Source organism: Streptomyces sp. NBC_00669 (assembly GCF_036226785.1).
Taxonomy (GTDB): Bacteria; Actinomycetota; Actinomycetes; order Streptomycetales; family Streptomycetaceae; genus Actinacidiphila.
This window is the reverse complement of sequence record NZ_CP109018.1, coordinates 4440396-4466336: the sequence shown is the minus strand read 5'-3', so window position 1 is coordinate 4466336 and position 25941 is coordinate 4440396. Positions and strand designations below refer to the sequence as shown.

The 25941-nt window shown below is 71.7% G+C and carries 25 protein-coding genes and 1 tRNA gene; 12 read left to right on the top strand and 14 right to left on the bottom strand.

Annotated elements, in window-relative coordinates; all coding sequences use genetic code 11:
* Positions 1-37: 37 nt before the first annotated feature.
* Complete coding sequence (locus OG896_RS18455) at positions 38-565, bottom strand: DapH/DapD/GlmU-related protein (RefSeq protein ID WP_329374109.1); 528 nt, start codon at positions 563-565, stop codon at positions 38-40.
* Positions 566-680: 115 nt separating this feature from the next.
* Here OG896_RS18455 and OG896_RS18450 point away from each other — a divergent pair, with 115 nt between their 5' ends.
* A complete protein-coding gene (locus OG896_RS18450) occupies positions 681-1610 on the top strand; it encodes a LysR family transcriptional regulator (RefSeq protein ID WP_329366828.1) in 930 nt (309 codons plus the stop codon).
* 285 nt (positions 1611-1895) lie between these two features.
* Here OG896_RS18450 and OG896_RS18445 read toward each other — a convergent pair whose 3' ends face one another.
* A complete protein-coding gene (locus OG896_RS18445; RefSeq protein ID WP_329366826.1) occupies positions 1896-2537 on the bottom strand; it encodes a helix-turn-helix transcriptional regulator in 642 nt (213 codons plus the stop codon).
* Positions 2538-2632: 95 nt separating this feature from the next.
* On the opposite strand from OG896_RS18445, the gene OG896_RS18440 reads away from it, so the two are divergent.
* A complete protein-coding gene (locus OG896_RS18440; RefSeq protein WP_329366825.1) occupies positions 2633-3529 on the top strand; it encodes an oxidoreductase in 897 nt (298 codons plus the stop codon).
* Here OG896_RS18440 and OG896_RS18435 read toward each other — a convergent pair.
* Both OG896_RS18435 and OG896_RS18430 read right to left on the bottom strand, forming a co-directional pair.
* A complete protein-coding gene (locus OG896_RS18435; RefSeq protein ID WP_329366824.1) occupies positions 3526-4461 on the bottom strand; it encodes an aminoglycoside phosphotransferase family protein in 936 nt (311 codons plus the stop codon). The two genes, OG896_RS18440 and OG896_RS18435, sit on opposite strands and share 4 nt — an antisense overlap.
* Before the next feature lie 9 nt (positions 4462-4470).
* Positions 4471-4914, bottom strand: coding sequence for a MerR family transcriptional regulator (locus OG896_RS18430; RefSeq protein ID WP_329366823.1), 444 nt, complete (start codon positions 4912-4914; stop codon positions 4471-4473).
* A 76-nt stretch (positions 4915-4990) separates the two neighbouring features.
* Between OG896_RS18430 and OG896_RS18425 the strand changes: the two genes are divergently transcribed.
* On the top strand, positions 4991-6271 hold the full coding sequence (locus OG896_RS18425) for an MFS transporter (protein WP_329366822.1): 1281 nt from the start codon (positions 4991-4993) through the stop codon (positions 6269-6271).
* Positions 6272-6420: 149 nt separating this feature from the next.
* Here OG896_RS18425 and OG896_RS18420 read toward each other — a convergent pair whose 3' ends face one another.
* Positions 6421-6876: a pyridoxamine 5'-phosphate oxidase family protein gene (locus tag OG896_RS18420; protein WP_329366820.1), complete on the bottom strand. Its 456-nt coding sequence runs from the start codon at positions 6874-6876 to the stop codon at positions 6421-6423.
* 173 nt (positions 6877-7049) lie between these two features.
* On the opposite strand from OG896_RS18420, the gene OG896_RS18415 reads away from it, so the two are divergent.
* Positions 7050-7123, top strand: a tRNA-Ala gene (locus OG896_RS18415).
* Positions 7124-7170: 47 nt separating this feature from the next.
* Here the strand turns inward: OG896_RS18415 and OG896_RS18410 are convergent.
* Positions 7171-8115 (bottom strand): aminoglycoside phosphotransferase family protein, encoded by a 945-nt coding sequence (locus OG896_RS18410; protein WP_329366818.1) that lies wholly within the window; start codon positions 8113-8115, stop codon positions 7171-7173.
* 3 nt (positions 8116-8118) lie between these two features.
* Positions 8119-8691: a helix-turn-helix domain-containing protein gene (locus tag OG896_RS18405; RefSeq protein WP_328466854.1), complete on the bottom strand. Its 573-nt coding sequence runs from the start codon at positions 8689-8691 to the stop codon at positions 8119-8121.
* Positions 8692-8842: 151 nt separating this feature from the next.
* Here OG896_RS18405 and OG896_RS18400 point away from each other — a divergent pair, with 151 nt between their 5' ends.
* Entirely contained in the window at positions 8843-10027 is a 1185-nt protein-coding gene (locus OG896_RS18400; protein WP_329366816.1) for a PP2C family protein-serine/threonine phosphatase, read from the top strand.
* A 187-nt stretch (positions 10028-10214) separates the two neighbouring features.
* Positions 10215-11120 (top strand): LAETG motif-containing sortase-dependent surface protein, encoded by a 906-nt coding sequence (locus OG896_RS18395; RefSeq protein WP_329366813.1) that lies wholly within the window; start codon positions 10215-10217, stop codon positions 11118-11120.
* Positions 11121-11185: 65 nt separating this feature from the next.
* Here OG896_RS18395 and OG896_RS18390 read toward each other — a convergent pair whose 3' ends face one another.
* Complete coding sequence (locus OG896_RS18390) at positions 11186-12145, bottom strand: helix-turn-helix domain-containing protein (RefSeq protein ID WP_329366811.1); 960 nt, start codon at positions 12143-12145, stop codon at positions 11186-11188.
* A 71-nt stretch (positions 12146-12216) separates the two neighbouring features.
* On the opposite strand from OG896_RS18390, the gene OG896_RS18385 reads away from it, so the two are divergent.
* A complete protein-coding gene (locus tag OG896_RS18385) occupies positions 12217-13359 on the top strand; it encodes a saccharopine dehydrogenase family protein (RefSeq protein ID WP_329366810.1) in 1143 nt (380 codons plus the stop codon).
* A 40-nt stretch (positions 13360-13399) separates the two neighbouring features.
* Here the strand turns inward: OG896_RS18385 and OG896_RS18380 are convergent, their stop codons facing one another.
* Both OG896_RS18380 and OG896_RS18375 read right to left on the bottom strand, forming a co-directional pair.
* Positions 13400-13852, bottom strand: a complete 453-nt coding sequence (locus OG896_RS18380; RefSeq protein WP_329366808.1) for a hypothetical protein — start codon at positions 13850-13852, stop codon at positions 13400-13402.
* A 342-nt stretch (positions 13853-14194) separates the two neighbouring features.
* Positions 14195-16336: an ATP-binding SpoIIE family protein phosphatase gene (locus OG896_RS18375; RefSeq protein ID WP_329366806.1), complete on the bottom strand. Its 2142-nt coding sequence runs from the start codon at positions 16334-16336 to the stop codon at positions 14195-14197.
* A gap of 159 nt (positions 16337-16495) precedes the next feature.
* On the opposite strand from OG896_RS18375, the gene aspS reads away from it, so the two are divergent.
* Positions 16496-18262: an aspartate--tRNA ligase gene (aspS, locus tag OG896_RS18370; RefSeq protein WP_329366804.1), complete on the top strand. Its 1767-nt coding sequence runs from the start codon at positions 16496-16498 to the stop codon at positions 18260-18262.
* A 91-nt stretch (positions 18263-18353) separates the two neighbouring features.
* Here aspS and metG read toward each other — a convergent pair whose 3' ends face one another.
* On the bottom strand, positions 18354-20093 hold the full coding sequence (metG, locus tag OG896_RS18365; protein ID WP_329366802.1) for a methionine--tRNA ligase: 1740 nt from the start codon (positions 20091-20093) through the stop codon (positions 18354-18356).
* A gap of 236 nt (positions 20094-20329) precedes the next feature.
* Here metG and OG896_RS18360 point away from each other — a divergent pair, with 236 nt between their 5' ends.
* Positions 20330-20566 carry a DUF397 domain-containing protein gene (locus OG896_RS18360; protein ID WP_328466874.1) on the top strand — a complete coding sequence of 79 codons (237 nt, stop codon included), beginning with the start codon at positions 20330-20332 and terminating at the stop codon, positions 20564-20566.
* 204 nt (positions 20567-20770) lie between these two features.
* Here the strand turns inward: OG896_RS18360 and OG896_RS18355 are convergent, their stop codons facing one another.
* Entirely contained in the window at positions 20771-21226 is a 456-nt protein-coding gene (locus OG896_RS18355; RefSeq protein ID WP_328466876.1) for an ATP-binding protein, read from the bottom strand.
* A gap of 202 nt (positions 21227-21428) precedes the next feature.
* Between OG896_RS18355 and OG896_RS18350 the strand changes: the two genes are divergently transcribed.
* A complete protein-coding gene (locus tag OG896_RS18350) occupies positions 21429-22295 on the top strand; it encodes a helix-turn-helix domain-containing protein (protein WP_328466878.1) in 867 nt (288 codons plus the stop codon).
* A 237-nt stretch (positions 22296-22532) separates the two neighbouring features.
* Entirely contained in the window at positions 22533-23990 is a 1458-nt protein-coding gene (locus OG896_RS18345) for an LCP family protein (RefSeq protein ID WP_329366799.1), read from the top strand.
* Between the two features lie 27 nt (positions 23991-24017).
* On the opposite strand, the gene OG896_RS18340 is transcribed toward OG896_RS18345, so the two are convergent.
* Both OG896_RS18340 and OG896_RS18335 read right to left on the bottom strand, forming a co-directional pair.
* Entirely contained in the window at positions 24018-24458 is a 441-nt protein-coding gene (locus tag OG896_RS18340; RefSeq protein ID WP_329366797.1) for a PPOX class F420-dependent oxidoreductase, read from the bottom strand.
* 140 nt (positions 24459-24598) lie between these two features.
* Positions 24599-24829 carry a DUF2277 domain-containing protein gene (locus OG896_RS18335; protein ID WP_329366795.1) on the bottom strand — a complete coding sequence of 77 codons (231 nt, stop codon included), beginning with the start codon at positions 24827-24829 and terminating at the stop codon, positions 24599-24601.
* 213 nt (positions 24830-25042) lie between these two features.
* On the opposite strand from OG896_RS18335, the gene OG896_RS18330 reads away from it, so the two are divergent.
* The gene (locus OG896_RS18330) at positions 25043-25897 is read left to right on the top strand and encodes a chitosanase (protein ID WP_329366793.1); all 855 of its coding nucleotides are present in this window, start codon (positions 25043-25045) and stop codon (positions 25895-25897) included.
* Positions 25898-25941: the final 44 nt, after the last annotated feature.

Below are 25941 nucleotides of genomic sequence, written 5' to 3'. Positions count from 1 at the left end.
AGGTTGTTCGGCGCGACCGCCTCGGACTCCTCGTCGCTCAGCCGGTCTTCTTGATCACCCGGGCGGGCACTCCCGCGACCATGGTGCCGGCAGGAACATCACGAGTGACCACCGCGCCGGCGGCGACCACCGCACCGGCACCGACGGTCACCCCCTGCGTGATCACGGCGGCCGTCCCGATCCAGACGTCGTCCTCGATGACGATCGGGGCGAAGGAGAGATACGCGCGGCGCTCGGCCAGGGGCAGCGGATGGCCGCCGGTGATGAGGCTGACCTTCGGGGCGATCATCACGCCGTTCCCGATACGGATGCCTCCCTTGTCCATGAAGGTGCATCCCTGGTTGACGAAGACGTTCTCCCCGAACGTCGTGTTCAGCCCGTACTCGGTGAAGAACGGTGGGTAGATCGTCACCGATTCCGGCAGCGGGCCACCGAACACAACAGAAAGGAGTTCCGCGCGGCCTTCGCCGTCGCTGAACGGAAGCACGTTCAGTCGAGACGTCGCATCGGTCACCTCCACGATCCGCTCCACATGACGCGCGAACTCGGGCGTATGGACCTGCATGACCTGCTCTGTGCGGGTAGACATGCGCTGATCCCATCACCGCGCGGAACGCTCGATCAAACAACTCCGCACCACACCGGACACAACCCTTGGTTGTGGAATTAGGGTGGAAGGCGTGGACGTTGAAGCGCTACGGACGTTCGTGGCCGTCGCTGAGACCGGCCAGTTCCAGGCCGCGGCCGACGAGTTGGGGATCAGTCAGCAGGCGGTCTCCAAGCGGGTCGCGGCCCTGGAGAGGCATGTCGAGGTCCCGCTCCTGGTGCGGACCTCCCGAGGCTCGCGGCTGAGCCTGGACGGGCAGGTCTTCCTGCCGCACGCCAAGAAGGTCCTGGCGGCCGTCGAGCAGGCCGAGCAGGCCGTGCGCCCTGGAAGCCGTCCCTTGCGTGTCGATGTCCTCAACCGGCGCATCTCCCCGGCCCGGGCCGTCTACCGGTTCTACCGCTCCCACCCCGGGACGGACCTGGACACGGTCACCCTGAGCGACAAGAACGCCGCCCAGGCCGCCCACGCGGTGCTCGAAGGAACCATCGACGCGTCCTTCCGTGCCCTGCCGGCCGACCAGGTCCCGGCCGGGATCGGCGCCGAACGACTTCTGGACTCACCCCTGGAGCTCCTGGTCGGACCCGGCCACCCGCTGGCCGACGCGCCCTGGGTCAGTCCCGCGGACCTGGCCGGCCACCGCATCTGGATTCCCGGGATCAGGCTCGGCACGGAGTGGGCGGCGTTCTACCAGGCGATGTCCGAGACCTTCGGCCTGAGTATCGACGCGCTCGGCCCCCACTTCGGTGACGAGGCCCTGATGGACGCGCTCGCCGACCCGGCCTCGCCGGCCACCCTCGTCGGCAGCGGGGACCGGTACCTGTGGCCCCAGAACCACGACCCGCGGCGCATCCCGTTGCACGACCCGACCCCGGTCTACCCGCACGTGCTGCTCTTCCGCAGCGCGGACCAGCACCCTGTGCTGGCCGCGCTACGCGACCATCTGCGCACCGCGGGCCCGCGAACCCCGCACGACGCGTGGGCGCCGGACTGGATGGGCCGCTGACCGGACGACCGGACCAACGGACACGTGAGGGTCGGCGGTCGCCGCGGAGTGCGCGCAGGGCACGGGGTCGGTGCCGGCCCGGCGGTGAGCCCGGACGCTGCGGCGTGGCCGCGGCGACCCGGTCGCCGCGTTCGGCTTCGGGCCGGTTCAGGGCCTGCGCGCGCCGTCATCCGCGGTCGTGGAGCGCCCCGCCACGGCCGCGGGCATGGGTGTCGGCGACCGACGAGAACGCGGCGGATGTGCGTGCCGGATGCCGCGACGCCGCGGAGATCCCCACGACAGGACCTAGATCAGCCCCAGATCGCGGGCCCGCGCGCCCGCCTGGAAACGGGAGTCCGCCCCCAGCGCGGACATCAGCTCCGCGACCCGGCGCCGATACGTGCGCACCCCGAGGCCCAGCGACCGGGCCGCCGTCTCGTCCTTGCAGCCGGAGGCGAGCAGTTCGAGCACCCGTGGCGCCATCTCGCGCAACTCCGCGTGCTGCACGTCGTAGACCGCGAGATCGGTCGCCGACCGCCAGGCCGCCTCGAACAGCGAGGTGACGTTCTGCACCAGCGTCGGCTCGGAGACCACGCTGTAGCTGCGCCGTCCCGCGTCCGGATCGCCCGCGAGGATGGCGAACCGCTGGTCGATGATGATCGTCTCGTTGATGGTGTCCGCCGTGATGCGGACCTGCGCGCCCGGGGAAGCCGCCACGGTCCGCAGATGCCGGGCCATCGGCGGGCTCATCAGCGCGCTCGGCTGGTACAGCTTGCGCAACCGGGGATGCGCCTCGGGCAGCCGGTCGGGAACCGTCCGGCCGAGGGCCCAGGTGTTGAGGTCACGCGCCGCGCACCACAGCTCACCGGCCGTGGCGAACAGATGGTGCGTACGGGCGAAGACCTCCGCCTCGCCGCGCAGCACGCGCACGCCGCTCTCCACGCTCATGGGCCCAGTGTCACCCGACCGCCACCGACCCGCCAAGGCAGGCAGGAAGTTGCCATTCCCGGCGGCGCGGGTCCACGCGGGCAAGACTGCATCCCATGACAACGACCAACGCCGCCGCCGCCGGCACCTGGACGCTCGGCGACCGCACCGTCCACCGACTCGGCCTCGGCGCCATGCGCCTGGTGAGCAAGGCCGACGGCAGCCCCAGCGACCGCGCGCAGGCCATCGAGGTGCTGCGGCAGGCGGTCGAGCTGGGCGTCAACCACATCGACACCGCCGCCTTCTACTTCTCCGACCTGCGCTCCGCCAACGAGCTGATCAACACCGCGCTCGCCCCCTACCCGGACGACCTGGTCATCACCACCAAGGTCGGTCCCGGCCGCGACCCGTCCGGGGCCTTCGTCGGGGCCCACACCAAGGAGGAACTGCGCGGCCAGGTCGAGGAGAACATCCGCCAGCTCGGCCTGGACCGCCTTGAGGTGGTCAATCTCCGCATCGGCCTCGGCCTCGAGCGCGGTGAGGGCTCTCTCAAGGAGCGTTTCGAGGCGCTGGCCGAACTGCGGGAAGAGGGCCTCATCCGGCACCTGGGCATCTCCAACATCGGCCCCGAGCACCTGGAGGAGGCCCTGGCCATCGCCCCGGTGGTGTGCGTGCAGAACCAGTACGGGCTCGCCACCCGCCGCGAGGACGACGCGATCCAGCGGGCGTGCGCCGAGCGGGGCATCGCCTTCGTCCCCTTCTTCTCCGTGGGCGGCGGCCCCGCCGGTGCCACCGCCTCCGCCTCGGGCCCCGCGACGGAGGCGGACCGGGCCCTCGCCGAGGTCGCCGACCGCCACGGCGCTTCCCCCTCCCAGATCCGCCTCGCCTGGACCCTCCACAAGGGCCCCAACGTGCTGGCCATCCCCGGAACCGGCGACCCGGCACACCTGAGGGAGAACGTGGCGGCCGCCGGCCTGCGCCTGTCGGAGGAGGACCTGGCCCGGCTCGGCTAGCCGGACCGCCCTGTGAGCAGCGTCGCCAGATGGCCGGCGAACGCGGTGATCCGGTCCAGCTCCGGACCGCCGCGGGCGATCCGGAACCCGTGCCGCAGGCTCCAGAACGTGGCCTGGACGGCGTGCAACTGCGCCCAGCGCGCGACGCGTTCACGATCGAGTTCGGCGGCCTCGGCGAAGACGTCGAGCGAGCGGTGGACGGCCTTGCGGAGGTCGTCCGCCTCGATCAGCCGCAGGGCGAGCGCCTTGAGCAGCGTGCCGCCGTCGTAACCGCGGTCTCCCGCGTACCCCTTGGGATCGACGGCCAGCCAGGGCTCGCGGTCCGCGCGCAGGATGTTGCCGGGGTGCAGGTCGCCGTGGATGAGGGTGTCCGGCTGGTCGCGGCCCAGCTCGCGGACGGTCGCGACGGCGGCGGCCACCACGTGGGGCGGCAGCACCTGCGCGAACTCCGTCGCGTCCTGGTGGAGTTCGCGCTCCCAGGTGTCGGCTTGCCCGCGCAGCCGGGGCAGTTCGGGCGGTGCGGGCACGGCCAGTCGCAGGCTGAGCCGGCCCGCGACCGTCACCACCTCGTCGACGTCCTCGATCTCCGCGAGGGTCGAGGTACGGGCCCGCTCCAGCAGCATCGCGAAGCGCTCGTCGTCGCGCTCGTGCAGCAGGACGGCGCCGTGCCCGCGCCATGCCGCGAACGCGTCGGGCTCGTGGACGTTGCCGGGGTGCGGGAAGGACACCTTCAGCACCGCGGGCTCGCCGTCGGGCCGGCGTACCGGGGCGATCAGGCCGACGCCGCCGTGCAGCAGCGGGCCGTCCGGTGCGCACGCCCAGCGCTCCAGCAGGTCGTCCACGATTCCGGGCAACTCGGCGAGCCAGGCCGATCCCCGGGCGCCCTCGCGGGCGACGGTGCTCTGCGTGAATTCCTCCGGTATCGCGGTCATCCGGGCACCCTATGCGGTGGTCCGGGTGCGGGGAGCCGTGACGGCGCCGGTGGTGGCCTCGTCGGCGGGGGCCTCGTCGGTGGTGGCCTCGTCCGCGGGGGCGAGGACCGCGGTGAGGTAGTCCGTGATGGCGTCGCGGTTGCGCGTGAGGGTGGCGATGCGGGCGGTCATCCGGTCGCGTTCGGTCTGGAGGGTGGAGACGATCTCCGGGGTGGCGTCCGGGATGTGGATGACGGACGGCTTGGTGAGGCACGGCAGCAACTGCTTGATGATGCGGGTGGGCAGACCCGCGTCCAGGAGCCCGCGGATGTGCAGAATGGTGTCCACGAGGGCTTCGGGGTAGTCGCGGTAGCCGTTGGCGCAGCGCGGCACGTGGATCAGGTCCTGCTCCTCGTAGTAGCGCAGCAGGCGGCGCGGGGTGTCGGTGCGGGCGGAGAGTTCGCCGATGCGCATGTGGGGTGCCTCACAGGGGGCGGGGGACGGGCCGGGTTGACCTTCACACTGATGTGAGGGTTTGACCATAACCGGCATGACCACGCGAACGCGTTCCGCGCTCCCCCTGTCCGCGCTGCTGTCGCTGGCGACGGCCGTCTTCATCACCTGCCTCACCGAGATCCTTCCGGCCGGGCTGCTGCCCGCGATGTCGCGCGACCTCGGGGTCGGCGAGTCCGCGATGGGCCAGTCGGTGACGGTCTTCGCGATCGGTACGGCCGTCACCGCGATCCCGCTCACCACGGCGACCGCGGGGTGGCCGCGCAAACGGCTGCTGCTCGTGTCGATGGCCGGGTTCTGCGTCGCGAACACGGTGACCGCGCTGTCGGGGGACTACCCGCTGACGATGGTGGCGCGGTTCGTCGCCGGGGTGGCGGCCGGGCTCGCGTGGGCGCTGCTCGCCGGGTACGCGCGGCGGCTGGCCCCCGCGGGGCTGGAGGGGCGGGCGATCGCCGTCGCGATGTCCGGGATTCCGGTCGCGCTGTCGATCGGGGTGCCCGCGGGGACGTATCTGGGGAAGGCGGCGGACTGGCGGATCGCGTTCCTGGTGATGTCGGGGCTCACGGTGCTGCTGCTCGGGTGGATCACGCTGGCGGTGCCGGAACGGCCGGGCGAGGAACCGGGGTTGAGCGGGGACGGGAGTACGCAGGGGGTCGGCCGGGAGGAGGGCGCGGGCCGGGAGGACGGTGCGGGCCGGGAGGACGGTGCGGCCGCCCCTCTGCTCGGGGCACTCCGCGTGCCCGGGGTCGTCCCGGTCCTCTTCGTCACCTCCGCGTACGTGCTCGCGCACACCATCCTCTACACGTACATCTCGACGTTCCTCGACCGCGTCGGGCTCGGCGGGCGTACCGACCTGGTGCTGCTCGCCTTCGGGGTCGCGTCGCTGCTGAGCGTCTGGACGGTGGGCGCGCGCATCCACCGCGCGCTGCGCGCGCTGACCCTCGGAGGTGTGCTGCTCATCGGTACGGCCGCCTTCCTCCTGGGAGTCGGTGCGCACCAGCCCGTGCTCGTCTACGTCGCCGCCGTGCTGTGGGGGCTCGGGTGGGGCGGGGCGCCGTCGCTGCTCCAGACCGCCGTCGGCGAGGCGGGTGGCGAACACGCCGACGCCGCCCAGGTCCTCCTCGTCACCCTCTGGAACGTGGCGACGGCCGCCGGCGGTCTCGTCGGCGGCCTCCTCCTCGACCTCCTCGGCACCCACGCCCTCCCCTGGACCGTCCTCGTCCTCCTCGCCCCCGCCTTCGCGGCCACCTTCGCCGCCCGCACCCACGGGTTCCCCGCGGCGATGGGCACGAGCCGAGAGGTGGCGCCGCAAGGGTGAACGTCCCTTCCGAGCCGCCTCGTTGACCGTCCGGGGTTCGGTGGCTCAGCGGCTCAGCGGCTCAGCGGCTCAGCGGCTCCGCGGCTCCGCGGTTCGGTGGCTCAGCGGCTCAGCGGCTCAGCGGCTCGGCGGCTCCGCGGTTCGGTGGCTCAGCGGCGCTTGATCACCTCTTCCGGGTGGCCGGGGCGCCAGAGCCGGATGACCAGGAGCTGTTCCTCCTGGTCGACAGAGGTGAGCACCGCCTCGGTGAGGTCGAGCCGGAAGGCGTGGAAGTCGCCGGGCGGCTCCTTGCCGGTGGTCATGGCCAGTTTCTCCGCGGGGTCGGCCACCTCCACCGCCACTCCCGCGATCTTCGCGTCGCCCTCGCCGGGGTGCGCATGGATCGCGCAGCGGCCGTCGCGCCGCAGATCGCGCGCCTTCACCGCGCCGAGCATCGACCCGAACGTCAACTCCGCCCCGCTGAATTCCACTTCGCTTCCACTCACCCGCGGCGAACCGTCCTTCCGGAGCGTCGCGAGCACATGCGTCTCATGAGCTTCGAACCGCGCGCGCACCTCCGCGGCCAACCCGCCCGCCTCCTCTTCGAACTGCCTCCACGTCGCCATCCCCCCACCCTCCCACCCCCCACCGACACCCCGGCCGTACGGCGGGCAGCAGCCGGTCAGGGGCTCAGCCGTTCGGCCGGGCGCGCTCAGGCGGGCGGCTCGGGGAGGGGGTCGGGGCCCTCGGATATCCGGGTGCGGTGCGGGGGTTGGGTTCCTGGCATCATCGGAGGGACGGGGCTCGTAGCGCAGCGGCTGTCGCGCCTTCACGGCATGTGGGAGGACGCCGGTTCGAATCCGGCCGGCTCCGTCCCCTCCGCGCTCCGTCCCCTCCGCGCTTCGGGCGCGGGACGGAAGTCAGGTGCGGGACAGGGTCAGGAGGAAGCGGGTCTCCGGGCCGTGGCGGCCGGCGCAGAACCTGAGGGCCGCGTCGAGGACGCCGAGGGCGCGGCACCAGCGCAGCACGCGGGCGGGGGACATCCCGGGCACGAGTGCGGCCAGCGTGTCGATGCGTCGTTCCAGGTCCGCGTGGTCGGTGACCGCGTCGAGTACCCAGTCCACGGCGTCGAAGTCGGGGTCGCCCCAGGCGGGGCGCGGGTCGATCGCCACCAGAGCCGGTGCCGGTGCCGGTGCCTGGCCGGGGCCCGCGACCGTATCCGCGCCCGGGCCGGACAGCACGTTGGCCGGGTTGAGGTCACCGTGGACGAGCCCGAGCGGGCCGTCGACGGCCAGTTCCAGAGCCGCGGCCCGGGCGCGGTCGAGCACGCCCGCGTCGAACGGTTCGCCCACGCCGGCCGCGGCCAACCTGCGGAGGGTCAGGTCGAAGACGAAGTCGACCCGATGCGTCAGCGGCCGTAGCGCGGAGTGGGGGACGGGCGCGACGGCGGGGACCCGCAGGTCCCGGAGGAGCGGGCCGATGTCGGCGAGCCGCCACCCGAGCCGCTTCACCTGCACCCCTGGTCGTACGTCGCCCAACAGCAGCGCGCCTACGGCGAGTTCCTCCGCGAGCAGCGGTACGACCGACGGCCTGCCGGCCCAGGCGCGCAGCGCCGCCGCCTCCTCGCGGGCGATCGCGGGCTCCGGGGTGAGCTTCAGCCACACCGAGGCGCCGGTGTCGCGCCGCACGCAGCGGAAGACCCGCGAGGTGCCGCCGCCGCCCGCCGCGACCGGCTCCAGGTTCCAGCGGGCGGTGAGTTCACCGACGAGGGACGGCAACGCGTCGAGCCAGCCGACGACTTCGGGCCCGAACCTGACGACGAGTCGGTCCCGCACCGCGGGCGGGACGCTGACGAGTTCGCCCACCCGTCAGCCGGCCGCGGTGAGGGACTTGAACTCGGCGAGCGACTCGTGGATGACGTCGGCGAGTTCGCGCGGCTGGTCCGCCTCGTCGACCCAGCGCTCGAAGGCGACCCGGAAGACGGCGGTGCCCGCTTCGGCGGCGAGGCTCGCGGCCGGCTCGGTCACGCCACGGCCCCGCAGGGTCCGCGTGAGAGCCGACGAGAGCGCGGCGAGCTTGACGAGTTCGCGCTCCTGGAGGTCGGTGTGTGCGGAGACGAGCGCCTGGCGCCGGCGGGCGTGCCGGTGGGCGCCCCGGAAGATCTGGTCGGCGGCGGCGTCGAGGCCGGCGGCGATCGCGTCGATCGGTGCGGTGCCCTCGGGCGTGCCCGCGACGGCGCCGACGATGAGGTCCTGGAGGGCCGCCGAGCCGGCGAAGAGCACCTCGCGCTTGTCGGCGTAGTGCCGGAAGAAGGTCCGCTCGGTGAGCCCGGCCCGGTTGGCGATCTCCGCCACGGTGGTCTGCTCGTATCCGCGCTCGTCGAACAGTTCCAGCGCTGCCTTGCCGAGGCGCCCGCGCGCGTCCGGCTCCCATCTGCCCATGCCCCGATCGTACGCGACCCCGGCACGCGATGGCAGGTGCTGACATCACCGTCGATTCGCCGCTCCCGCCCTCCCTGGCATCGCAAGGGCCGGCGGCACCCTCTTCTCCCGGCCAGGGGGTAATTCGGACATAAAGGGGTAGCGGGAGGAAATGGAAAGTCGCCGCCTGTCGGTGGACCGCCTCCTGGAGCAGCCGTCGGGCCGTAGCCGTCTGCTGGTGTTGCCGTTCGTGCTCATCGCGGTGATCACGGTGACGGATCTGCTGCTGCCGGAGACCGTCCACCTCGGCCCGCTGCTGGTGATCGCGCCCGCCCTCACCGCGTCCCTCGCCGGGCCGAGGCTCACCGCCGTGGCCGGGGTGCTCGCGGTGGCGGCGCAGACGTTGATCGGAGTGTTCGAGGGCGGTATCGGCACGGCCAACCACGTGGCGGAGATCATCGCGCTGACCGGCCTGTCGCTCCTGGTCTTCCTGGTGTGCGTCGCGCGCGACAGACGCAACCGCGAGCTGGGCCGGGCACGTTCGGTCGCCGAGACCACACAGCGGGTGCTGCTGCGGCCGCCACCCCGCCGGGTCGGACCGCAGCAGGTGGCCTGGCTGTATCTGTCCGCCGAGGACGAGACGCAGATCGGCGGCGACCTCTTCGCCACGGCCCGCGCCGCCCACCCCGCCACCCGGGTGATCATCGGCGACGTACGGGGCCACGGCCTGGCGTCCATCGGCGAGGCGTCGATGGTGCTGGGCGCGTTCCGCGAGGCCGCCCACCGGCACGCCGGACTGCCCGATCTCGTGGCCGCCGTGGAGGAAAGCGTCAGCCGGAACCTGGAGGAGGTCGCGGATGTCGTGGAGGACATCGGCGAGCACTTCGTCACCGCGCTCCTGCTCGACCTGCCCGACGACGGCTCGCGGGCGGAGATGATCAACTGCGGCCATCCACCGCCCCTGCTCATCCACGACCGCCAGGTCACCGCGCTGTACGCCCACCGGATCTCGCCCCCGCTCGGCGTCACCGCCCCGCATCCCGCCGCGGTCCTGCGCACCGAGCAGTTCGCCTTCGAGCCCGGCGACTTCCTCGTGCTGTACACCGACGGGTTCATCGAGGCGCGCTCACCGGCCGGCGAGTTCTACCCGCTCGCCGAGCGCGTGGCCGGCCTGCCCGCGACCGACCCGGACGTACTCCTGGACCACATCCACCACGACCTGCTGCGGCACACCGGAGGGCAGCCCGCGGACGACGCCGCGCTGCTGATCCTCCAGCGGACGGCCAAGCAGCAGGAGCCGGGGCGGCACGCGGACCGGTGGCCCGGCACGGACCCCGGCCACCGGCGCGCGGCCTGACACGGGCCCCAGCCACCGGCGCGCTGCCTGACCCGGGCCCCGGCCACCGGCGCGCGGCGGGACGGACGCGCCGCCCGAACGCCCGTTGAACGTCTGGCGAACAGCGCGAACCGTGTACAACGCTCACTTAGTCACCAGGGTCACAGGGGTGTCATACACGTCTGCGCCACTCCGCGAGGACCCACTCATGAACCTTCGTCGCACCCTGTCGGCCGCTGCCACGGCCACCGCGATCGTCCCGGCCGTGCTGCTGAGCGCCACTGCCGTGGCACACGCCGATCCCGGGCCGGCCGGCTCGACCACGGCCCCCTCGACCTCCTCGACACCGTCGGCCCCCTCGACCCCGCCGACGGCCGACACCTCCACCCCGTCCTCCTCGGCCCCCACCACGTCGCCGTCGTCGTCGCCCACGGCCACGCCGACCGACGCGGGAACGCCGCCGCCGTGCAGCAGCGGGCCCTCCAGCACGATCCGCGTCCAGCTGAAGGGGCTGCCGTCCAGCATCGTGGCGGGCGGCGGCTGGTCCACGTTCACGCTGAACGTGGCCGGCACCATCGACAAGGCGCTCGGCGCGGTCGAGGCGTCGGTCACCGCCAACAACGGCGAGGACAGCTACAACGCCGACCTCTACAAGCACGCGTACCTGGAGTACTGGGACGCCGGAAACGGCAAGTGGCTGAGCCTGAAGGACGAGGGCAAGGACGACATCCGCGAGACCGGCCTCATCTACGGCCACACCACGCTGAAGACCGCCCACGCGTCGGCCGACCTGAAGTTCCGGATCAGGGTCGACGCCAAGGCCACCCCCGGCCCCAGCTACGCCGTCGGCGGCGGCAGCTACGTCGACACCACGAAGAACTGCACCCGGGGCAGCACCACCGACGCCACCTTCGACGTGCTCGCGCCCGGCTCGAAGACCGGCGGCAGCGGTACGCCGGCCCCCTCGACGGCTCCTGACGGCGGGACCCTCGCGGAGACGGGTTCGTCCTCGGCGACGCCGTTGATCGCGGGCATCGGCGGCGCGGCGGTGCTGGTCGGCGCGGGGGCGATCGGTGTCGTACGGCTGCGCAGGAAGGGCTCCGCGGCGGTCTGAGCCGCGGAACGGAAACGGCGGACCCGCGTACGGGGTGGCCGCCCGGGCCCGCCCGGGCGGTCGCGTCACCCCGCGGCGGCGGCGCCGTGCCGGTCGCGGAAAGTGTGCCGGTACGTGTCCGGGGGCACGCCGAGCGCGCGGTGGAAGTGCCTGCGCAAGGTCGCCGCGGTGCCCATGCCGGTGCGCGTCGCGATCAACTCGACGCTGTCGTCCGTCGTTTCGAGCAGTTCCCGGGCGCGCCGGATGCGCTGGGTGTGCAGCCAGCGCAGCGGGGTGAGGCCGGTGGCGGCCGTGAAGCGGCGGGTGAGGTTGCGGGTGCTCATGTTCGCCCGGCGGGCCAGGTCGGGCACGGTCAGCGGTTCGTCGAGCCGTTCGAGCGCCCAGTGCTGGAGGCCGGCGAGCGCGGGGGCGGTGTCGGGGGCGGCCGGCGCGGTGGCGTACTGGGCCTGGCCGCCGGCCCGGTGCGGGGGGACGACCAGCCGGCGGGCCAGCGCGTTGGCGACGGCCGCGCCGTGGTCGAGGGCCACGATGTGCAGGCACAGGTCCATCCCGGCCGCCTTCCCGGCCGAGGTCAGCACGGTCGTCTCGTCCGTGTAGAGGACGTCCGGGTCCACCTGGACGCGGGGGTAGCGGGCCGCGAGCGCCGCCGCGTGCTCCCAGTGCGTGGTGGCGCGGCGGCCGTCCAGCACTCCTGCGGCCGCCAGCACGAACGCCCCCGTGCACAGCGACACGAGCCGGGCGCCGCGGTCGTGGGCGGCGCGTACGGCCGCGACCAGGTCGGGCGGGGGAGCGGTGTCGATGTCGGCGCAGGCCGCCACGACCACGGTGTCCGCGGTGGCGAGCGCGTCGAGGCCGTACGGGGTGTCGACCCGCAGCCAGCCGCCGAGCGGGGAGCGGCGCGGGCCGCAGACGCGGAAGTCGTACCAGGTGTCGGTCAGTTCGCGGTCGACGCCGAACACCTCGCAGGCCGCGGCGGCCTCGAACAGCATCGCTCCGTCGTAGAGCGCCAGCGCCACGGATGTCATGTCCGAAAGTGTACGCAGCTCGTCGTTTCGGCCACTCGTGCGGGGAGCCCACGACGCCGACCCTTGTCCGTATGAACACACCGCAGGGATACGACGGGCATGGGCGCGACGAGAACGGGCGCGACGGGAGCGACGGGCGATACGGGCGGCAGCCGCACCGCGGGGCCATCGCCGTCTTCGGCGCCTACGGGCACACCGGCGTCTTCGTCGTCCGCGAGTTGCGGCGGCGCGGCTGGACGCCGATTCTCGCGGGGCGCGACCGGGACAAGCTGAACGCTGTCGCCCGGGGGCAGGGGGGAGCGCAGGACGGGTCCGGCGCCGAGGTCCGGGTCGCGTCCATCGCCGAACCGGCCTCCCTGGCAGGCGCGTTGGAAGGTGCGGTCGCGGTCGTCAACTGCGCGGGACCGTTCGCCGCCACCGCGCTGCCGCTCGTCGACGCGGCGCTCCGCGCAGGGATTCCCTACCTCGACGTCGCCGCCGAACAGGCGGTCACCCTGGAGACGTTCGAGCGGCGGGCGGACCGGGCGCGCGAGGCGGGGGTGGCGGTGGTGCCGTCGATGGCGTTCTACGGCGGCCTCGGCGACCTGCTGGCGAGCGCGGCGATGGGGGACTGGTCGGACGCGGACGACCTCACCCTCGCGATCTCGCTGGACAGTTGGCGGCCGACGCGGGGCACCCGCGAGACGGTGCGGAGCAACGCCGGCCGGCACCTGGTCTTCACCGGCAACCGGCTCGTCCAGCCCACCGGGCCTGCCGCCGAAGGCAGTTGGGAGTTCCCGGCGCCGCTCGGCGTCCAGGACGTGACCGAACTGTCCACCGCCGACCAGGTCACCATCTCCCGCCATCTGCGGGTGCCGGAGATCCGCGTGCACATGAACCAGGCGCCGCTGCGGGACCTGAGCGACCCCACCACCCCGCCGCCCGCGCCCGCGGACCCCGACGGCCGCTCGGCGCAGACCTTCCTCGTCGACGTCGTCGCCCGCAGGGACGGTGTCCACCGCCGCGCGACCGCGTCCGGCCGCGACATCTACGCGATCACCGCGCCCCTGGTCGTGGAAGCCGCCGAACGCCTCCTCGACGGCCGCGTCCAGGGCCCCACCGCAGGCGTGCTCGCTCCCGGCGCCCTCTTCGACGCCCCCGAATTCCTGCGCGCCCTCTCCCCGGCGCACCTGACCTTCACCGGCCCCGACCGCTTTGCCGTGCGGGGCAGTTGACCGGCGTCCCGCGCCGCCGCCCGACTACTCCGCCGCCCGACTACTCCGCCGGCGCCGCCTTCTTCGCCGCGGCGCTCTTCTTGGAGCCGGCGGTCTTCTGGGCCGGGGTGGTGGTCTTCTTGGCGGACGCGGACGCGGCCGGGGCGGCGGGTGCGGCCGAGGCCGGCGGCGGGACCTTGGCGGTGACCTGCCCCCGGGTCCACATCGCGACCAGGACGGAGGCGAGGCTCATCACCGTCGACTGCTGGTCGGGGGTCCAGTGCAGGCCGAAGCCGATCGCGAGCGACATCCCCGCCTGCAGCAGCCCGAGCACCGCCGCGTTGACACCGTCATGAACGCTGAGCGCGACCAGCAGACCGACGACCGCGGCGGCGAACGCGTTCACCACCGCCTGCTGCTTGTCGCTGAGGTCCAGCCCGAACGCCGTGCTCAGCTTGATCACCACCGCCAGGAGCGACAGCCACAGCGCGGGCTCTCTCCCGAGGATCTTCATCTGCCGCTCCGTTCAAAGGAGTTGAAGTACGACCCGACCGCACAAGTCCGGGCCGCGTCCTCCTACCCCTGAGCACACCGACTGATGCCGATTCCACCCCCGCACGCCCACCCGACCGGCCGACTTGGGGTCGTGACGGGTGCTCACGCGGTCGGAATCGACGCTGATGAACGTCGAGGTCGATCCTGCGGGACCTCCACCTTCAGCGTGTAGGCGTACTCGAAGCGGTGCACCCGGGCGTCCCGGTCGGGCACTTGTGCCAGTCGGCGCAGATGCCGGCACGCGGGCGGAGGACGCGACAGGGCGCCCCGTACGGCGCCCAGGGCAGGGCCGCGGAAGCCGTCAGACGCGGGTTTCGAAGAGATCGAACCAGATGGACTTGCCGTCGCCGCGGGGCTCGACGCCCCAGGCGTCGGCGAGTTCCTCGATGAGGAAGAGGCCGCGGCCGGAGGAGGCGAGTTCGCCGGGGGAGCGGGGGTGGGGCATGTCGTCGGAGCGGTCGGCGACCTCGACGCGCAGGCGGCGGGTGCCGGGCATACCGATCACCTCGGCGATGAGCACCGCGTCGTCGTCGGTGTGCACCAGGACGTTGGTGATCAGCTCGGAGACGAGGAGGACCGCGGACTCGAACTGGTCGGGGGAGGTCCAGTCGTGCAGCAGGGAGCGGATGTCCTCGCGGGCAGAGCGGATCTGCCCGGGGTCGGACTGCGAGACGGTGAGGACGGTGCGCCGTATCGGCACCGCGCAGGTCGGCCCGTCGGGGTCGCGGCGCAGCAGCAGCAGCGCGATGTCGTCCTCGCGGCGGTCGGCGAGCGGCCCGGTGGTGTGGTGGGAGGCGGGGCCGTGCACGGCGCGCACCATGGAGTCGGCGAGCTGCTCCAGATCCTCCGCGGGCCCGGCCTCGAAGACCTCGCGCAACCGCAGCCACCCGGTGTCCAGGTCGTGCCCGCCGGTCTCGATCAGCCCGTCGGTGCACATCAGCAGCACTTCACCGGGTTCCAGGACGAGCCGGGTGGTGGGGTAGTCCGTGTCGGGCTCCACGCCCAGCGGCAGGCCGCCCGCGGTGCGCCGCATGATCGTGGTGCCGTCGCCGAGCCGGATCGCGGGCTCGGGGTGCCCGGCGCGGGCCACCTCCACGGTGCCGTCGGAGGGGTCCACCTCCAGGTAGAGGCAGGTGGCGAAGCGGATGTCGGGGGCGCCGCCGGGCTCCTCGGGCGAGGCGTCGGCGCCCAGGCCGGCCAGAAAGCGGGACGTCCGGGAGAGCACCGCGTCGGGGCTGTGGCCCTCGGCGGCGTAGGCGCGCAGCGCGATCCTGATCTGGCCCATGATCCCGGCGGCCCGCACGTCATGGCCCTGCACGTCGCCGATGACCAGGGCGGTACGGCCGGACGGCAGGTCGATCACGTCGTACCAGTCGCCGCCGACCTGGAGGCCGCCGCCGGTCGGGACGTAGCGCGCGGCGACCGCCATCCCGTCGATCTCGGGCTCGCGGGCGGGCAGCATGGTGCGCTGGAGGCCGTCGGACAGGGCTCGCTCGGACTCGTGCAGGTGGGCGCGGGACAGCGCCTGGGCGAGCATGCGGGCCACCGTGGTGAGCACCGACCGCTCGTCGGGGGTGAAGTCGACCCGCTCACGAAAGGCGGCCATCCAGGCGCCGATGGTGGACCCGGCGACGGTCAGCGGGAGGTACGCCCACGAGGAGCGGCCGTAGGGCTTGATGAGCGGCCAGCTCATCGGATACCGCTCTTCGTACGACTCGGGGCTGGGCAGGTAGACCGCCTGGCCGGTGCGTACCGCCGTGACCGCGGGATAGTCCGTGGTCAGCGGCATGTCGACCAGAAAAGGGTCGCCGAGTTCCTGTCCATGGTGACCGATCAGCGACAGCCGGTCACCATTGATGCCGAAGACGGCCAGCCCGTCGGGGGAGAAGCCGGGCATGGACAAGGTGGCGGCGACCCGCAGCACCTCGGAGGTGGAGTCGGCCTCGGCGAGCGCCCGCCCGGCGTCCAGCAGGAACGCCTCGCGGGCCCGCCGCCAGTCGCCGCGGGCTTCGTGGTTGCGGGCCAGGCCGGACAGGCCCGCGCTGTGGCCCAGGCCGTGGCCGTGTCCCTGCCGGCCGGCGCGCCCCTGGCCGTCGTACGGCGCGGAGGGCTCGCGGATCTCGTGCAGGCTGCCGCTGAGCAGCGGACCCTGCGGCCGCAGCCGGGCCCGGACGGTGCGCTCCACCTGGCCGTTCTCGCCGACCACCCGCAGCAGCGCCTCGGCCACGGTGCCCTCGGCGGCGGCGAGCGACACCGCGCCGGCGAGTGCGACGTAGTCCGCGGGGTGCAGCCGGGCGCGCACCTCCGACGATCGGCGGGTGGCGGCGCCGCCGGACAGTCCGAGCAGGCGCGCCGCGCGACCGTCGACCGCCACGGTGCCGGTCGATTCGTCCCACTGCCACAGGCCGTAGCCCGCGGCGGCGAGGACGTCCTCTGTGCGCATTTTCCTAGTTTATGGTGCTCAGGAAGGTATGGGCGAATAGATCCCTGTGGAGGGTGGGGGGAGGGGCGCCGGTAGGCTGAGCCCCACCGATTTCCCGACACCACGCCACCGACACACCTCCGACGACTTCTGTCACATCCCACGCCTAGGACGAAGCTGATGCACCGGTACCGGTCCCACACCTGCGGCGAGCTGCGCGCCACCGACGTCGACACCGACGTCCGCCTGTCCGGCTGGCTGCACAATCGCCGCGATCTGGGCGGCATCCTCTTCGTGGACCTGCGCGACCACTACGGCTTCACGCAGCTCGTGGTGCACCCGGGCTCCCCGGTCTACGACCAGCTCAGCGGCCAGTCCAAGGAGTCCGTGCTGCGGGTGGACGGCCGGGTGCTCGCCCGCTCCGCGGAGAACGTCAACCCGGAGCTGCCCACCGGCGAGATCGAGGTCGAGGTCACCTCGCTGGAGGTGCTGGGCGCCGCCGACCCGCTGCCGTTCCCGGTCTTCCCCGAGGACAACGCCAACGAGGAGATGCGGCTGACCAACCGCTTCCTCGACCTGCGCCGCCAGCGCATGCACCGCAACCTCATGCTGCGCACCCAGGTGATCTCCTTCCTGCGCCGCGAGATGACCGCGCTCGGCTTCAACGAGATGGCCACGCCGATCCTGTCGGCCACCTCGCCCGAGGGCGCCCGCGACTTCCTGGTGCCCTCCCGGGTGCACGCCGGCAAGTTCTACGCGCTGCCGCAGGCGCCGCAGCAGTTCAAGCAGCTGCTGATGATCTCCGGCTTCGACCGCTACTTCCAGATCGCGCCCTGCTTCCGCGACGAGGACTCCCGGGCGGACCGCTCGCCCGGCGAGTTCTACCAGCTCGACGTCGAGATGAGCTTCGTGGAGCAGGAGGACGTGTTCGGCGTCATCGAGAAGGTGATGACCGACCTGTTCACCGAGCTGGGCGGCGGCCGCACCGTCACCTCGCCCTTCCCGCGCATCCCGTTCCGCGAGTCGATGCTCAAGTACGGCAACGACAAGCCCGACCTGCGCACCTCGCTCGAACTCGTCGATGTCTCCGGGATCTTCGCGGGCTCCTCCTTCAAGGCGTTCGCCGGCAAGCACGTCCGCGCGCTGGCCGTGCCCGACACCGCTGACCAGCCGCGGAAGTTCTTCGACTCGCTCGGCGAGTACGCCGTCTCGCTCGGCGCGCAGGGCCTGGCCTGGGTGCGGGTCGGCGAGGAGAACAAGCTCACCGGGCCGATCGCCAAGTTCCTCACCGAGGACGACACCACCGCGCTGCTGGCCGCGGTCGGCGCCAAGGCGGGCACCGCGATCTTCTTCGGAGCCGGGGAGTTCGACGAGGTCTCGAAGATCATGGGCCCGGTGCGGGTCGAAGCGGCCCGGCGGGCCGGGCAGTTCGACGAGAACGTCTTCCGCTTCTGCTGGATCGTGGACTTCCCGATGTTCGAGCGGAACGAGGACACCGGCGCGATCGAGTTCTCGCACAACCCGTTCTCCATGCCGCAGGGCGGCCTCGAAGCGCTCCGCACGAAGGACCCGCTGGACATCCTCGCCTGGCAGTACGACATCGTGTGCAACGGCATCGAGCTGTCCTCCGGCGCGATCCGGAACCACGAACCCGACGTGATGTACGCGGCGTTCGAGATCGCCGGGTACACGCGGGAGACGGTGGAGGCCGAGTTCGGCGGGATGCTGCGGGCGTTCCACTTCGGCGCGCCCCCGCACGGTGGGATCGCGCCCGGCGTCGACCGGATGGTCATGCTGCTGGCGGACGAGCCGAACATCCGGGAGACCATCGCGTTCCCGCTCAACCAGAACGCCCAGGACCTCCTCATGGGTGCCCCCTCGGAGGTGCCCGACACCCGGCTGCGCGAGCTGCACCTCCAGCTGCGCAAGCCCGCGCAGAAGAACTAGCGCGCAGGCCGTATCCGGCCGTACGCACAGCACCGAGCCCGCCCGGCTGCCGTCAGGCGCCGGGCGGGCTCGGTGTTTCGCGGGTGGGTGGTTACGCCGCCGCGTCCGGGTCGCCGCCGAAGCGCTCGGTGTAGCCCGCCAGGTCCTCGTCGCTGATCTTGGCGAAGAGGACCGGCGGCACGGTGAACGGGGTGCCCGCGGGCAGGGTGGTGAGGGCCCGGGCCTGGTCGGTGGTGACCCAGGGCGCGGTGTCCCCCGGCAGGTCGAACGCGGCGCGCATGGCGCGGGCCGAGGCGGGGATGAACGGCTCGGAGACGACCGAGTAGAGGTGGATGAGGTTCATCGCGGTGCGCAGGGTGAGCGCGGCGCCCTCCGGGGAGGTCTTGATCTCCATCCAGGGCGCCTTCTCCTCCAGGTAGGAGTTGCCCGCGCTCCACAGCGCCCGCAGGGACTGGGCGGCCTTGCGGAACTGCAGGGTCTCCATGTGGCCCTCGTAATCGGCGAGGAGCGTGGAGATCTGCTCGCCGAGCTTCGCCTCGGCCGCGCCCGGGGCGCCGCCGTCCGGCACCGCGTCGCCGAACCGCTTGCGGGAGAAGGACAGCACCCGGTTGACGAAGTTGCCGAGGGTGTCGGCGAGGTCCTTGTTGACCGAGGAGGTGAACAACTCCCAGGTGAAGGAGGTGTCGTCGGACTCCGGCGCATTGGCGATCAGGAAGTAGCGCCAGTAGTCGGCCGGCAGGATCTCCAGCGCGGCGTCGGTGAAGATGCCGCGGCGCTGCGAGGTGGAGAACTTGCCGCCGTAGTAGTTGAGCCAGTTGAAGGCCTTGACGTAGTCGACCTTCTTCCACGGCTCGCGGGTGCCCAGTTGGGTGGCCGGGAACATCACGGTGTGGAAGGGGACGTTGTCCTTCGCCATGAACTCGGTGTAGCGGACCGGGTTCTCGCCGCCGTCCGCGTCGTACCACCACGACCGCCAGTCGCGGGTCTCGCCGTCGCCTGCGGCGTCGGCCCACTCCTTGGTGGAACCGATGTACTCGATCGGTGCGTCAAACCAGACATAGAAGACCTTGCCCTCGGCAGCCAACTCCGGCCAGGTGTCGGCGGGCACGGGGACACCCCACTCGAGGTCGCGGGTGATCGACCGGTCCTGGAGCCCTTCGGTGAGCCACTTGCGGGCGATCGAGGACGCCAGGGTCGGCCAGTCCCCGCTGCTGGCGTCGATCCACGCCTCGACCTCGCCGGCCAGTTCGGACTGGAGGAGGAAGAGGTGCTTGGTGTCGCGGACCTCCAGAGCGCTGCTTCCGCTGATCGCCGACCGCGGTTCGATCAGGTCGGTCGGGTCGAGCACGCGGGTGCAGTTCTCGCACTGGTCGCCGCGCGCCTTGTCGTACCCGCAGTGCGGGCAGGTGCCGACGATGTAGCGGTCGGGCAGGAAGCGCTCGTCGGCCAGCGAGTAGACCTGCCGGACGGTGCGCTCCTCGATGAAGCCGTTCTCGTGCAGGGTGCGGGCGAAGCGCTGGGTGATGTCGCGGTTCTGCGCGGAGGAGCTGCGGCCGAAGTGGTCGAAGGACAGCTCGAAGCCGTCGTAGATGGCCTTCTGCGCGTCGTGGGCCTGGGCGCAGAAGACGTCGACCGGCAGGCCGGCCTCCTTGGCGGCGAGTTCGGCAGGGGTGCCGTGCTCGTCGGTGGCACAGATGTACAGCACTTCGTGGCCGCGGTCACGCAGATACCGGGAGTAGACGTCCGCCGGGAGCATGGACCCCACCATGTTGCCCAGGTGCTTGATCCCGTTGATATAGGGCAAGGCAGAGGTGATGAGGTGACGAGCCATTGCAGGCTGCTCCCAATTCGTTGCGCGGAGTGAGTAATTCGTCTACGGACCGTCAATAGCGTATCTGACCCGAACAGGTGGTAACCGACCGTGGATAAGTCGGTACCGCAACCCGGAAGTTCAGCCCCGAAGATCACCGCGCGTGACTGCACATGCACATGCACGTGCACATGCACGCGACTTGGCTACGAGTTATGATTCGAGTACCAGACGAGGCACAGGTGTAGGAGTCGCTGATGCGCCGGACGCACAACGGAATGGCTGCGGAGGATCTCTCGGAAGCGGTCTGGCAGAAGAGTCGGCACAGCAATGCCAATGGCACCTGCATGGAGTTCGCCGCCCTGCCGGACGGCGAGGTCGCGGTGCGCAATTCGCGGTTCCCTGACGGGCCCGCGCTGATTTACACCCGGGCCGAGATCGAATCGATGATCATCGGCGTGAAGGCCGGCGAGTTCGACCATCTCATGCCCTAGCGGACGGACGTCCGACCTGGTAACCGCCTCGATCTCCGCTTCGATCTCCGCTTCGATCTTCACGTCCGACCGACCGTCCGACCCGCCCGTCCGGTAGCCGGCGTCGGTTTTCCGATGCCGGTCTCCCGGCGCGGGTTCCCCGGTTTCCCGGCCGTCCGGTTTCCCGGCCGTCCGCGTCGCTGTCCCCGTCCCCGCGGGGGGAAGTCAGAGCGCACCGCCGGGCGCGAGGAAAAGCGCCCAGACCACCTTTCCCGCCCCGCTCAGCGGGTGCCAGCCCCAGTTCTCGCTGAAGGACTCCACCAGGTGCAGTCCGCGGCCGGTCTCGGCGACGTAGTCGGCGTCCTTCGCGATCGGTGCGACCCCGCTGGGGTCGCGCACCGCACACACCACGCGTGACGTCCAGCGCACCAGGCTCAGTTGGACCGGTCTGCCGGGCGTGCCGATCGGCACCGCGTACCGCAGCGCGTTGGTGACCAGCTCGGAGGCGACCAGTTCCATCGCGTCGCGCAGCAGCGGCAGATCCCAGCGCTGAAGGGTGGCACGGGTGAACCCGCGCGCCTCGCGCACCGACGCGGGGGCAGCCGCCAGTCCGCACGTGGCCCCGTTGCCGGCGGCGAGTCGCTCTGGCGCGAGTACGCCTTGCCATAACGGTTCCAGCACGGCTGCTGCCTCTGCCCTCATGCGAGCCCCCGAGGTATCTGCACGGTCACCATGCTCATGGATCAGCACCCCACCATGCAAGGGCGTCTGCACGTGCATCTGCAAGGAATTGATGCACGTGACGATGGAGAGTGACTGTATGGGTACTGCGCGCAGCGCATAAGTGGCAGACTGCTGATGAGCTAAGGGCGGAGCGTGACCTATGAGCGCAGGGCAGCCGGGAGGCGGGTCCATCGTGCGACGAATGCTGCTCGGAGCGCAGTTGCGGCGGCTGCGGGAGTCCCAGGGCATCAGCAGGGAGGACGCGGGCTACTCGATCCGTGCCTCCGAGTCGAAGATCAGCCGCATGGAACTGGGGCGGGTCAGCTTCAAGGAACGCGATGTCGCGGACCTGCTGACCATGTACGGAGTGACGGAGGAGGCCGAGCGGTTGGCGATGCTGGGACTGGTCCGGGAGGCCAACGCGGCCGGCTGGTGGCACGGGTACGGCGAGGTGATGCCGACCTGGTTCCAGACGTACGTCGGGCTGGAGGAGTCGGCGGCGCTGATCCGTACCTTCGAGGTGCAGTTCGTGCACGGCCTGCTGCAGACCGAGGACTACATAAGGGCCGTGATCCGGCTCGGGCACCCCGGCGCGGCCGATTCCTGGGTGGAAAGACGAGTCGGCCTACGCCTGGAGCGGCAGAAGCTCCTCGTCTCCGAGCGGGCACCCCACTTCGTATCGGTGATGGACGAGGGCGCCCTGCGCCGGGCGTTCGGCGGACCGAAGGTCATGCGGGATCAGGTCGGCCACCTCCTCGAAGCGGCCGAGGCGTCCAACGTCGACGTACGTATCCTGCCGTTCGCGACCGGCGGCCACGCGGCGGGCGGCGGCGCCTTCACGCTGCTGAGCTTCCCCGAGTCCGATCTGCCGGACCTGGTCTACCTGGAGCAGCTGACCGGCGCGCTCTACGTCGACAAGCACGACGAGGTGGTCGAGTACACCAAGGCGATGGACGCGCTGGACCGGATCGCCCTGGACCCGGCCCGGTCGGTGGACTGGCTGCGCGCCCTCCAGCGCGAACTGTGAGGCGCGGGGCCGGTTCCGGCCCCGCCCCGCCGGTGCTCCGCGCGTCTGAAAGACAACGGTAAGGATCGCGCTTCCGCGGTCCCCTTCCTTCGAAGTCCCCGGCAACTACAGTGGCTTGCCGGGTGCCGGCCTGATCCCCGATGGGCGATGTGACCTGCGTCATATATCCGCTCAGGGAGAGCTGGTAGAAGTTGGGGCTTCGTGTGTCGCGAAGGCCGCCGGACCGAAGGTGTGGGGATGGGCGTTCGTGGGCGTAAGCCCAAGCGGAGCCGCAAGCGCTGGATCATCGCGATCGCGGTCTCCTTCGTCCTGCTGGTCGTCGGCGGCGCCGGGGCGATCTACTTCAAGCTGAACGCCAACATCTCGACCTTCGACTCCGCCGGCCTCAGCAAGGACCGCCCGGAGGCCGAGCAGGCCGACGCCAACGGGCACAAGGCGGAGAACGTCCTGCTGATCGGCTCCGACACCCGCTCGGGCGACAACGCCAAACTGGGCGGCAAGGGCACCTCCGGCGACATCGGCCGCTCGGACACCACGATCCTCTTGCACGTCTACCCCGACCACAAGCACGCGGTGGGCATCTCCATCCCGCGCGACTCGCTGGTGGACGTCCCGCCCTGCCTGCTGCCGGACGGCAAGTGGTCGGCGGAGCAGCCGAGCGCGATGTTCAACTCGGCCTTCTCGGTGGGCGACACCGCCAAGGGCAACCCGGCCTGCACGCAGAACACCGTGGAGAAGCTCTCCGGGATGCGCGTGGACCACACCATCGTGGTCGACTTCGAGGGCTTCGCCGCCATGACCTCGGCCGTGCACGGCGTCGACGTCTGCGTGCCCAACGACATCTACTCCGGGGACATGAACCCCAACCTCGGCTACAAGGGCAAGCTTGTCCTGCACAAGGGCATGCAGAACCTCTCCGGGCAGGACGCGCTGGACTACGTACGGATGCGGCACGGCATCGGCGACGGTTCCGACGTCGGCCGGATGCTGCGCCAGCAGGCCTTCCTGTCCGCCCTGATAGCCAAGGTCAAGGGCGAGGGGATGAACCCCACCACGCTGCTGCCGCTGGCCAACGCGGCGACCAAGTCGCTCACGGTGGACCCGGGACTCGGGACCGCGGCGAAGCTGATGTCCTTCGGGCTGTCGCTGAAGAACGTCGACCTGGACAACATCCAGTTCATCACCGCGCCCTGGAAGTACGCCGGGGCGCGGATAGACCTCGTCCACCCGGACGTGGACGACCTGTTCGCGGAGCTGCGGGCCAACCGCACGCTGAACGGGACGAACGCCTCCGGCCAGGTCACCCCGAAGGCCACCCCGGCGCCGACGGTCGACGGCTCCGGCATCGCCGTCGCCGTCTACAACGGCACGACCACGGACGGGCTCGGCGGCAAGGCGTCGGACAAGCTGACGAAGTCCGGGTTCACCGTCACCGGCACGTCGACCGCGCGGACCCAGGACCACGCGACGACCGTCATCGAGTACGGCTCCGCGCAGGCCGATCAGGCCCAGTCGCTCAAGAAGCTCTTCCCGGGGTCCCAGTTGCAGCCGCTGGCCATCAGCGGGATCAATCTGGTGGTCGGCGCGGACTACGCGAAGTCCGCGGACTCCACGCCCAAGCAGCTCTCCAAGTCCGTCACCGACTCCGCCCGCAGCGCCTCCAGCAACCCCTGCGACAAGCTCTCCTACGGGTGAGCGGCCCGCCCGCGTCGCCGGGCCCCGTCAGTCCGACACGTTCGCCACGGCCGTGAGGCGGTCGATGCGACCCCTGACGAGGTACTCACCGGGTACGGCGTTGCGCGCGCCGAACTCGGCGGCGCGCTCCGCTCCCATGTAGCGCGCGCCGATCCGGGTGCCCCAGTCCTGGAGGGCCACCGGGTCCTCCAGCAGCTCCGCGGTGCACTCGAAGAGCACGTAGGAGTAGGGCGGCGCCTGGTCGTCCACGCAGAGCGCGAAGTGCGGGTCGCGCCGGAGCGCGTGGCCCTTGAGGGAGTCCTGCCCGGTCATGAAGACCACGCCGACGTCGGCGGGGTCGGCGTCGTCCAGGACGAACCAGACAGGGGTGACGTGCGGCCGCCCGTTCTTGCGCTGGACGGCGAGCTTTCCGGTGCGAGTGCCGGTCGTGGCGAACTCGCGCCACTCCGCCTCGGTCATGTGCGCCATGGCGAAAGGTTAGTGCCGCGCCACCGTGCGTGACGTGCGGCGCGGCGGGCGCGTGCGTGACGTGCGGCGCGGCGGGCGCGTGCGTGGCGTGCGGCGCGGCGGGCGCGTGCGCCACCGGTCCGTGCGCGGTCGGCGCGCGGTCAGCCCGCCGCCTTCGCCGGCGAGGCGCCCCGCACCTCCAGGCCGTCGAGCAGCTCGGCGGTGGCCGCGGCGACCGCGGCCACCGCCGCGTCGAAGACCTCCTGGTTGTGCGCGGCGGGCGCGCGGAACCCGGAGACCTTCCGTACGTACTGGAGCGCGGCGGCGCGGATGTCCTCGTCGTGCACCTCGGGGACCATCGGCGGACGCAGGGTCTTGATGCTTCTGCACATGCCTCCAGTGTGCCGCGCGGGTCCGACATGGGGCGCGGGTGGCGGAAGGGGGGCGTGCGAATCGATCCGGTCCACCCCCTTGGCGAGCGGCCCCAGTGGTGCTTCAATGCTGCGCATAGTTAGGAACCTTTCCTAACTAACGGCAACTCCCAGCACAGCAACCGCAGTTGGCCGCTGCCCGGAACCGGGTCGTGGCCGGAAACGGAGACGCACGTGCACACCTCCCCCCACCGCGCCGGCGCCCCGCGCCGCACCCTGACCCGGCGCACCGCGCTGGCCGCCGCCGCGGCCGTGCTCGCCGCGGGCACCGCGACCCTGTCGATGGCCGGCGCCGCCGGCGCGTCGACCGCCACCGGTCTCGACGACCCGCACAAGAAGGAGATGGCGATGGAGCTGGTCTCCTCCGCCGAGAACTCCTCGCTGGACTGGAAGGCGCAGTACAAGTACATCGAGGACATCGGCGACGGCCGCGGCTACACGGCCGGCATCATCGGCTTCTGTTCCGGCACCGGCGACATGCTCGAACTCGTCCAGCACTACACGGACATGGAGCCGGGCAACCCGCTGGCGAAGTACCTGCCCGCCCTGGAGGCGGACAACGGCTCCGACTCGCACTCCGGTCTCGGCTCGGCGTTCGTCAGCGCGTGGAAGACCGCCGCGAAGGACACCGTCTTCCAGCAGGCGCAGGACGACGAGCGCGACGACGTGTACTTCAACCCGGCGGTCGACCAGGCCAAGTCGGACGGGCTGGGCACGCTGGGCCAGTTCATCTACTACGACGCCATGGTCATGCACGGCCCCGGCGACGACCCGGTGAGCTTCGGGGGCATCCGCAAGACCGCGATGAAGAAGGCGAAGACGCCCGCGCAGGGCGGCGACGAGACGAAGTACCTCAACGCCTACCTCGACGCGCGCAAGGCCGCGATGCTCACCGAGGCCGCGCACGACGACACCAGCCGGGTGGACACCGAGCAGCGGGTGTTCCTCAACGCCGGCAACCTCAACCTCGACCCGCCGCTGCACTGGAAGACCTACGGGGACTCGTACGAGATCCTCACCCTGCCGTAGGGCCTGCCGGTCCCGGTACGCTCGCGGGCGTAGAGATCCGATCT

What these genes read in the sequence shown, in the direction of transcription:
- OG896_RS18385 (WP_329366810.1), top strand. Translation starts at nt 12,217, where the DNA reads ATGAACACACCGCAGGGATACGACGGGCATGGGCGCGACGAGAACGGG.
- OG896_RS18335 (WP_329366795.1), bottom strand. Translation starts at nt 24,829, where the DNA reads ATGTGCAGAAGCATCAAGACCCTGCGTCCGCCGATGGTCCCCGAGGTG.
- metG (WP_329366802.1), bottom strand. Translation starts at nt 20,093, where the DNA reads ATGGCTCGTCACCTCATCACCTCTGCCTTGCCCTATATCAACGGGATC.
- OG896_RS18420 (WP_329366820.1), bottom strand. Translation starts at nt 6,876, where the DNA reads ATGGCGACGTGGAGGCAGTTCGAAGAGGAGGCGGGCGGGTTGGCCGCG.
- aspS (WP_329366804.1), top strand. Translation starts at nt 16,496, where the DNA reads ATGCACCGGTACCGGTCCCACACCTGCGGCGAGCTGCGCGCCACCGAC.
- OG896_RS18430 (WP_329366823.1), bottom strand. Translation starts at nt 4,914, where the DNA reads ATGCGCATCGGCGAACTCTCCGCCCGCACCGACACCCCGCGCCGCCTG.
- OG896_RS18380 (WP_329366808.1), bottom strand. Translation starts at nt 13,852, where the DNA reads ATGAAGATCCTCGGGAGAGAGCCCGCGCTGTGGCTGTCGCTCCTGGCG.
- OG896_RS18360 (WP_328466874.1), top strand. Translation starts at nt 20,330, where the DNA reads ATGCGCCGGACGCACAACGGAATGGCTGCGGAGGATCTCTCGGAAGCG.
- OG896_RS18390 (WP_329366811.1), bottom strand. Translation starts at nt 12,145, where the DNA reads ATGACATCCGTGGCGCTGGCGCTCTACGACGGAGCGATGCTGTTCGAG.
- OG896_RS18425 (WP_329366822.1), top strand. Translation starts at nt 4,991, where the DNA reads ATGACCACGCGAACGCGTTCCGCGCTCCCCCTGTCCGCGCTGCTGTCG.
- OG896_RS18345 (WP_329366799.1), top strand. Translation starts at nt 22,533, where the DNA reads ATGGGCGTTCGTGGGCGTAAGCCCAAGCGGAGCCGCAAGCGCTGGATC.
- OG896_RS18340 (WP_329366797.1), bottom strand. Translation starts at nt 24,458, where the DNA reads ATGGCGCACATGACCGAGGCGGAGTGGCGCGAGTTCGCCACGACCGGC.
- OG896_RS18455 (WP_329374109.1), bottom strand. Translation starts at nt 565, where the DNA reads ATGCAGGTCCATACGCCCGAGTTCGCGCGTCATGTGGAGCGGATCGTG.
- OG896_RS18445 (WP_329366826.1), bottom strand. Translation starts at nt 2,537, where the DNA reads ATGAGCGTGGAGAGCGGCGTGCGCGTGCTGCGCGGCGAGGCGGAGGTC.
- OG896_RS18395 (WP_329366813.1), top strand. Translation starts at nt 10,215, where the DNA reads ATGAACCTTCGTCGCACCCTGTCGGCCGCTGCCACGGCCACCGCGATC.
- OG896_RS18440 (WP_329366825.1), top strand. Translation starts at nt 2,633, where the DNA reads ATGACAACGACCAACGCCGCCGCCGCCGGCACCTGGACGCTCGGCGAC.
- OG896_RS18350 (WP_328466878.1), top strand. Translation starts at nt 21,429, where the DNA reads ATGAGCGCAGGGCAGCCGGGAGGCGGGTCCATCGTGCGACGAATGCTG.
- OG896_RS18435 (WP_329366824.1), bottom strand. Translation starts at nt 4,461, where the DNA reads ATGACCGCGATACCGGAGGAATTCACGCAGAGCACCGTCGCCCGCGAG.
- OG896_RS18375 (WP_329366806.1), bottom strand. Translation starts at nt 16,336, where the DNA reads ATGCGCACAGAGGACGTCCTCGCCGCCGCGGGCTACGGCCTGTGGCAG.
- OG896_RS18405 (WP_328466854.1), bottom strand. Translation starts at nt 8,691, where the DNA reads ATGGGCAGATGGGAGCCGGACGCGCGCGGGCGCCTCGGCAAGGCAGCG.
- OG896_RS18400 (WP_329366816.1), top strand. Translation starts at nt 8,843, where the DNA reads ATGGAAAGTCGCCGCCTGTCGGTGGACCGCCTCCTGGAGCAGCCGTCG.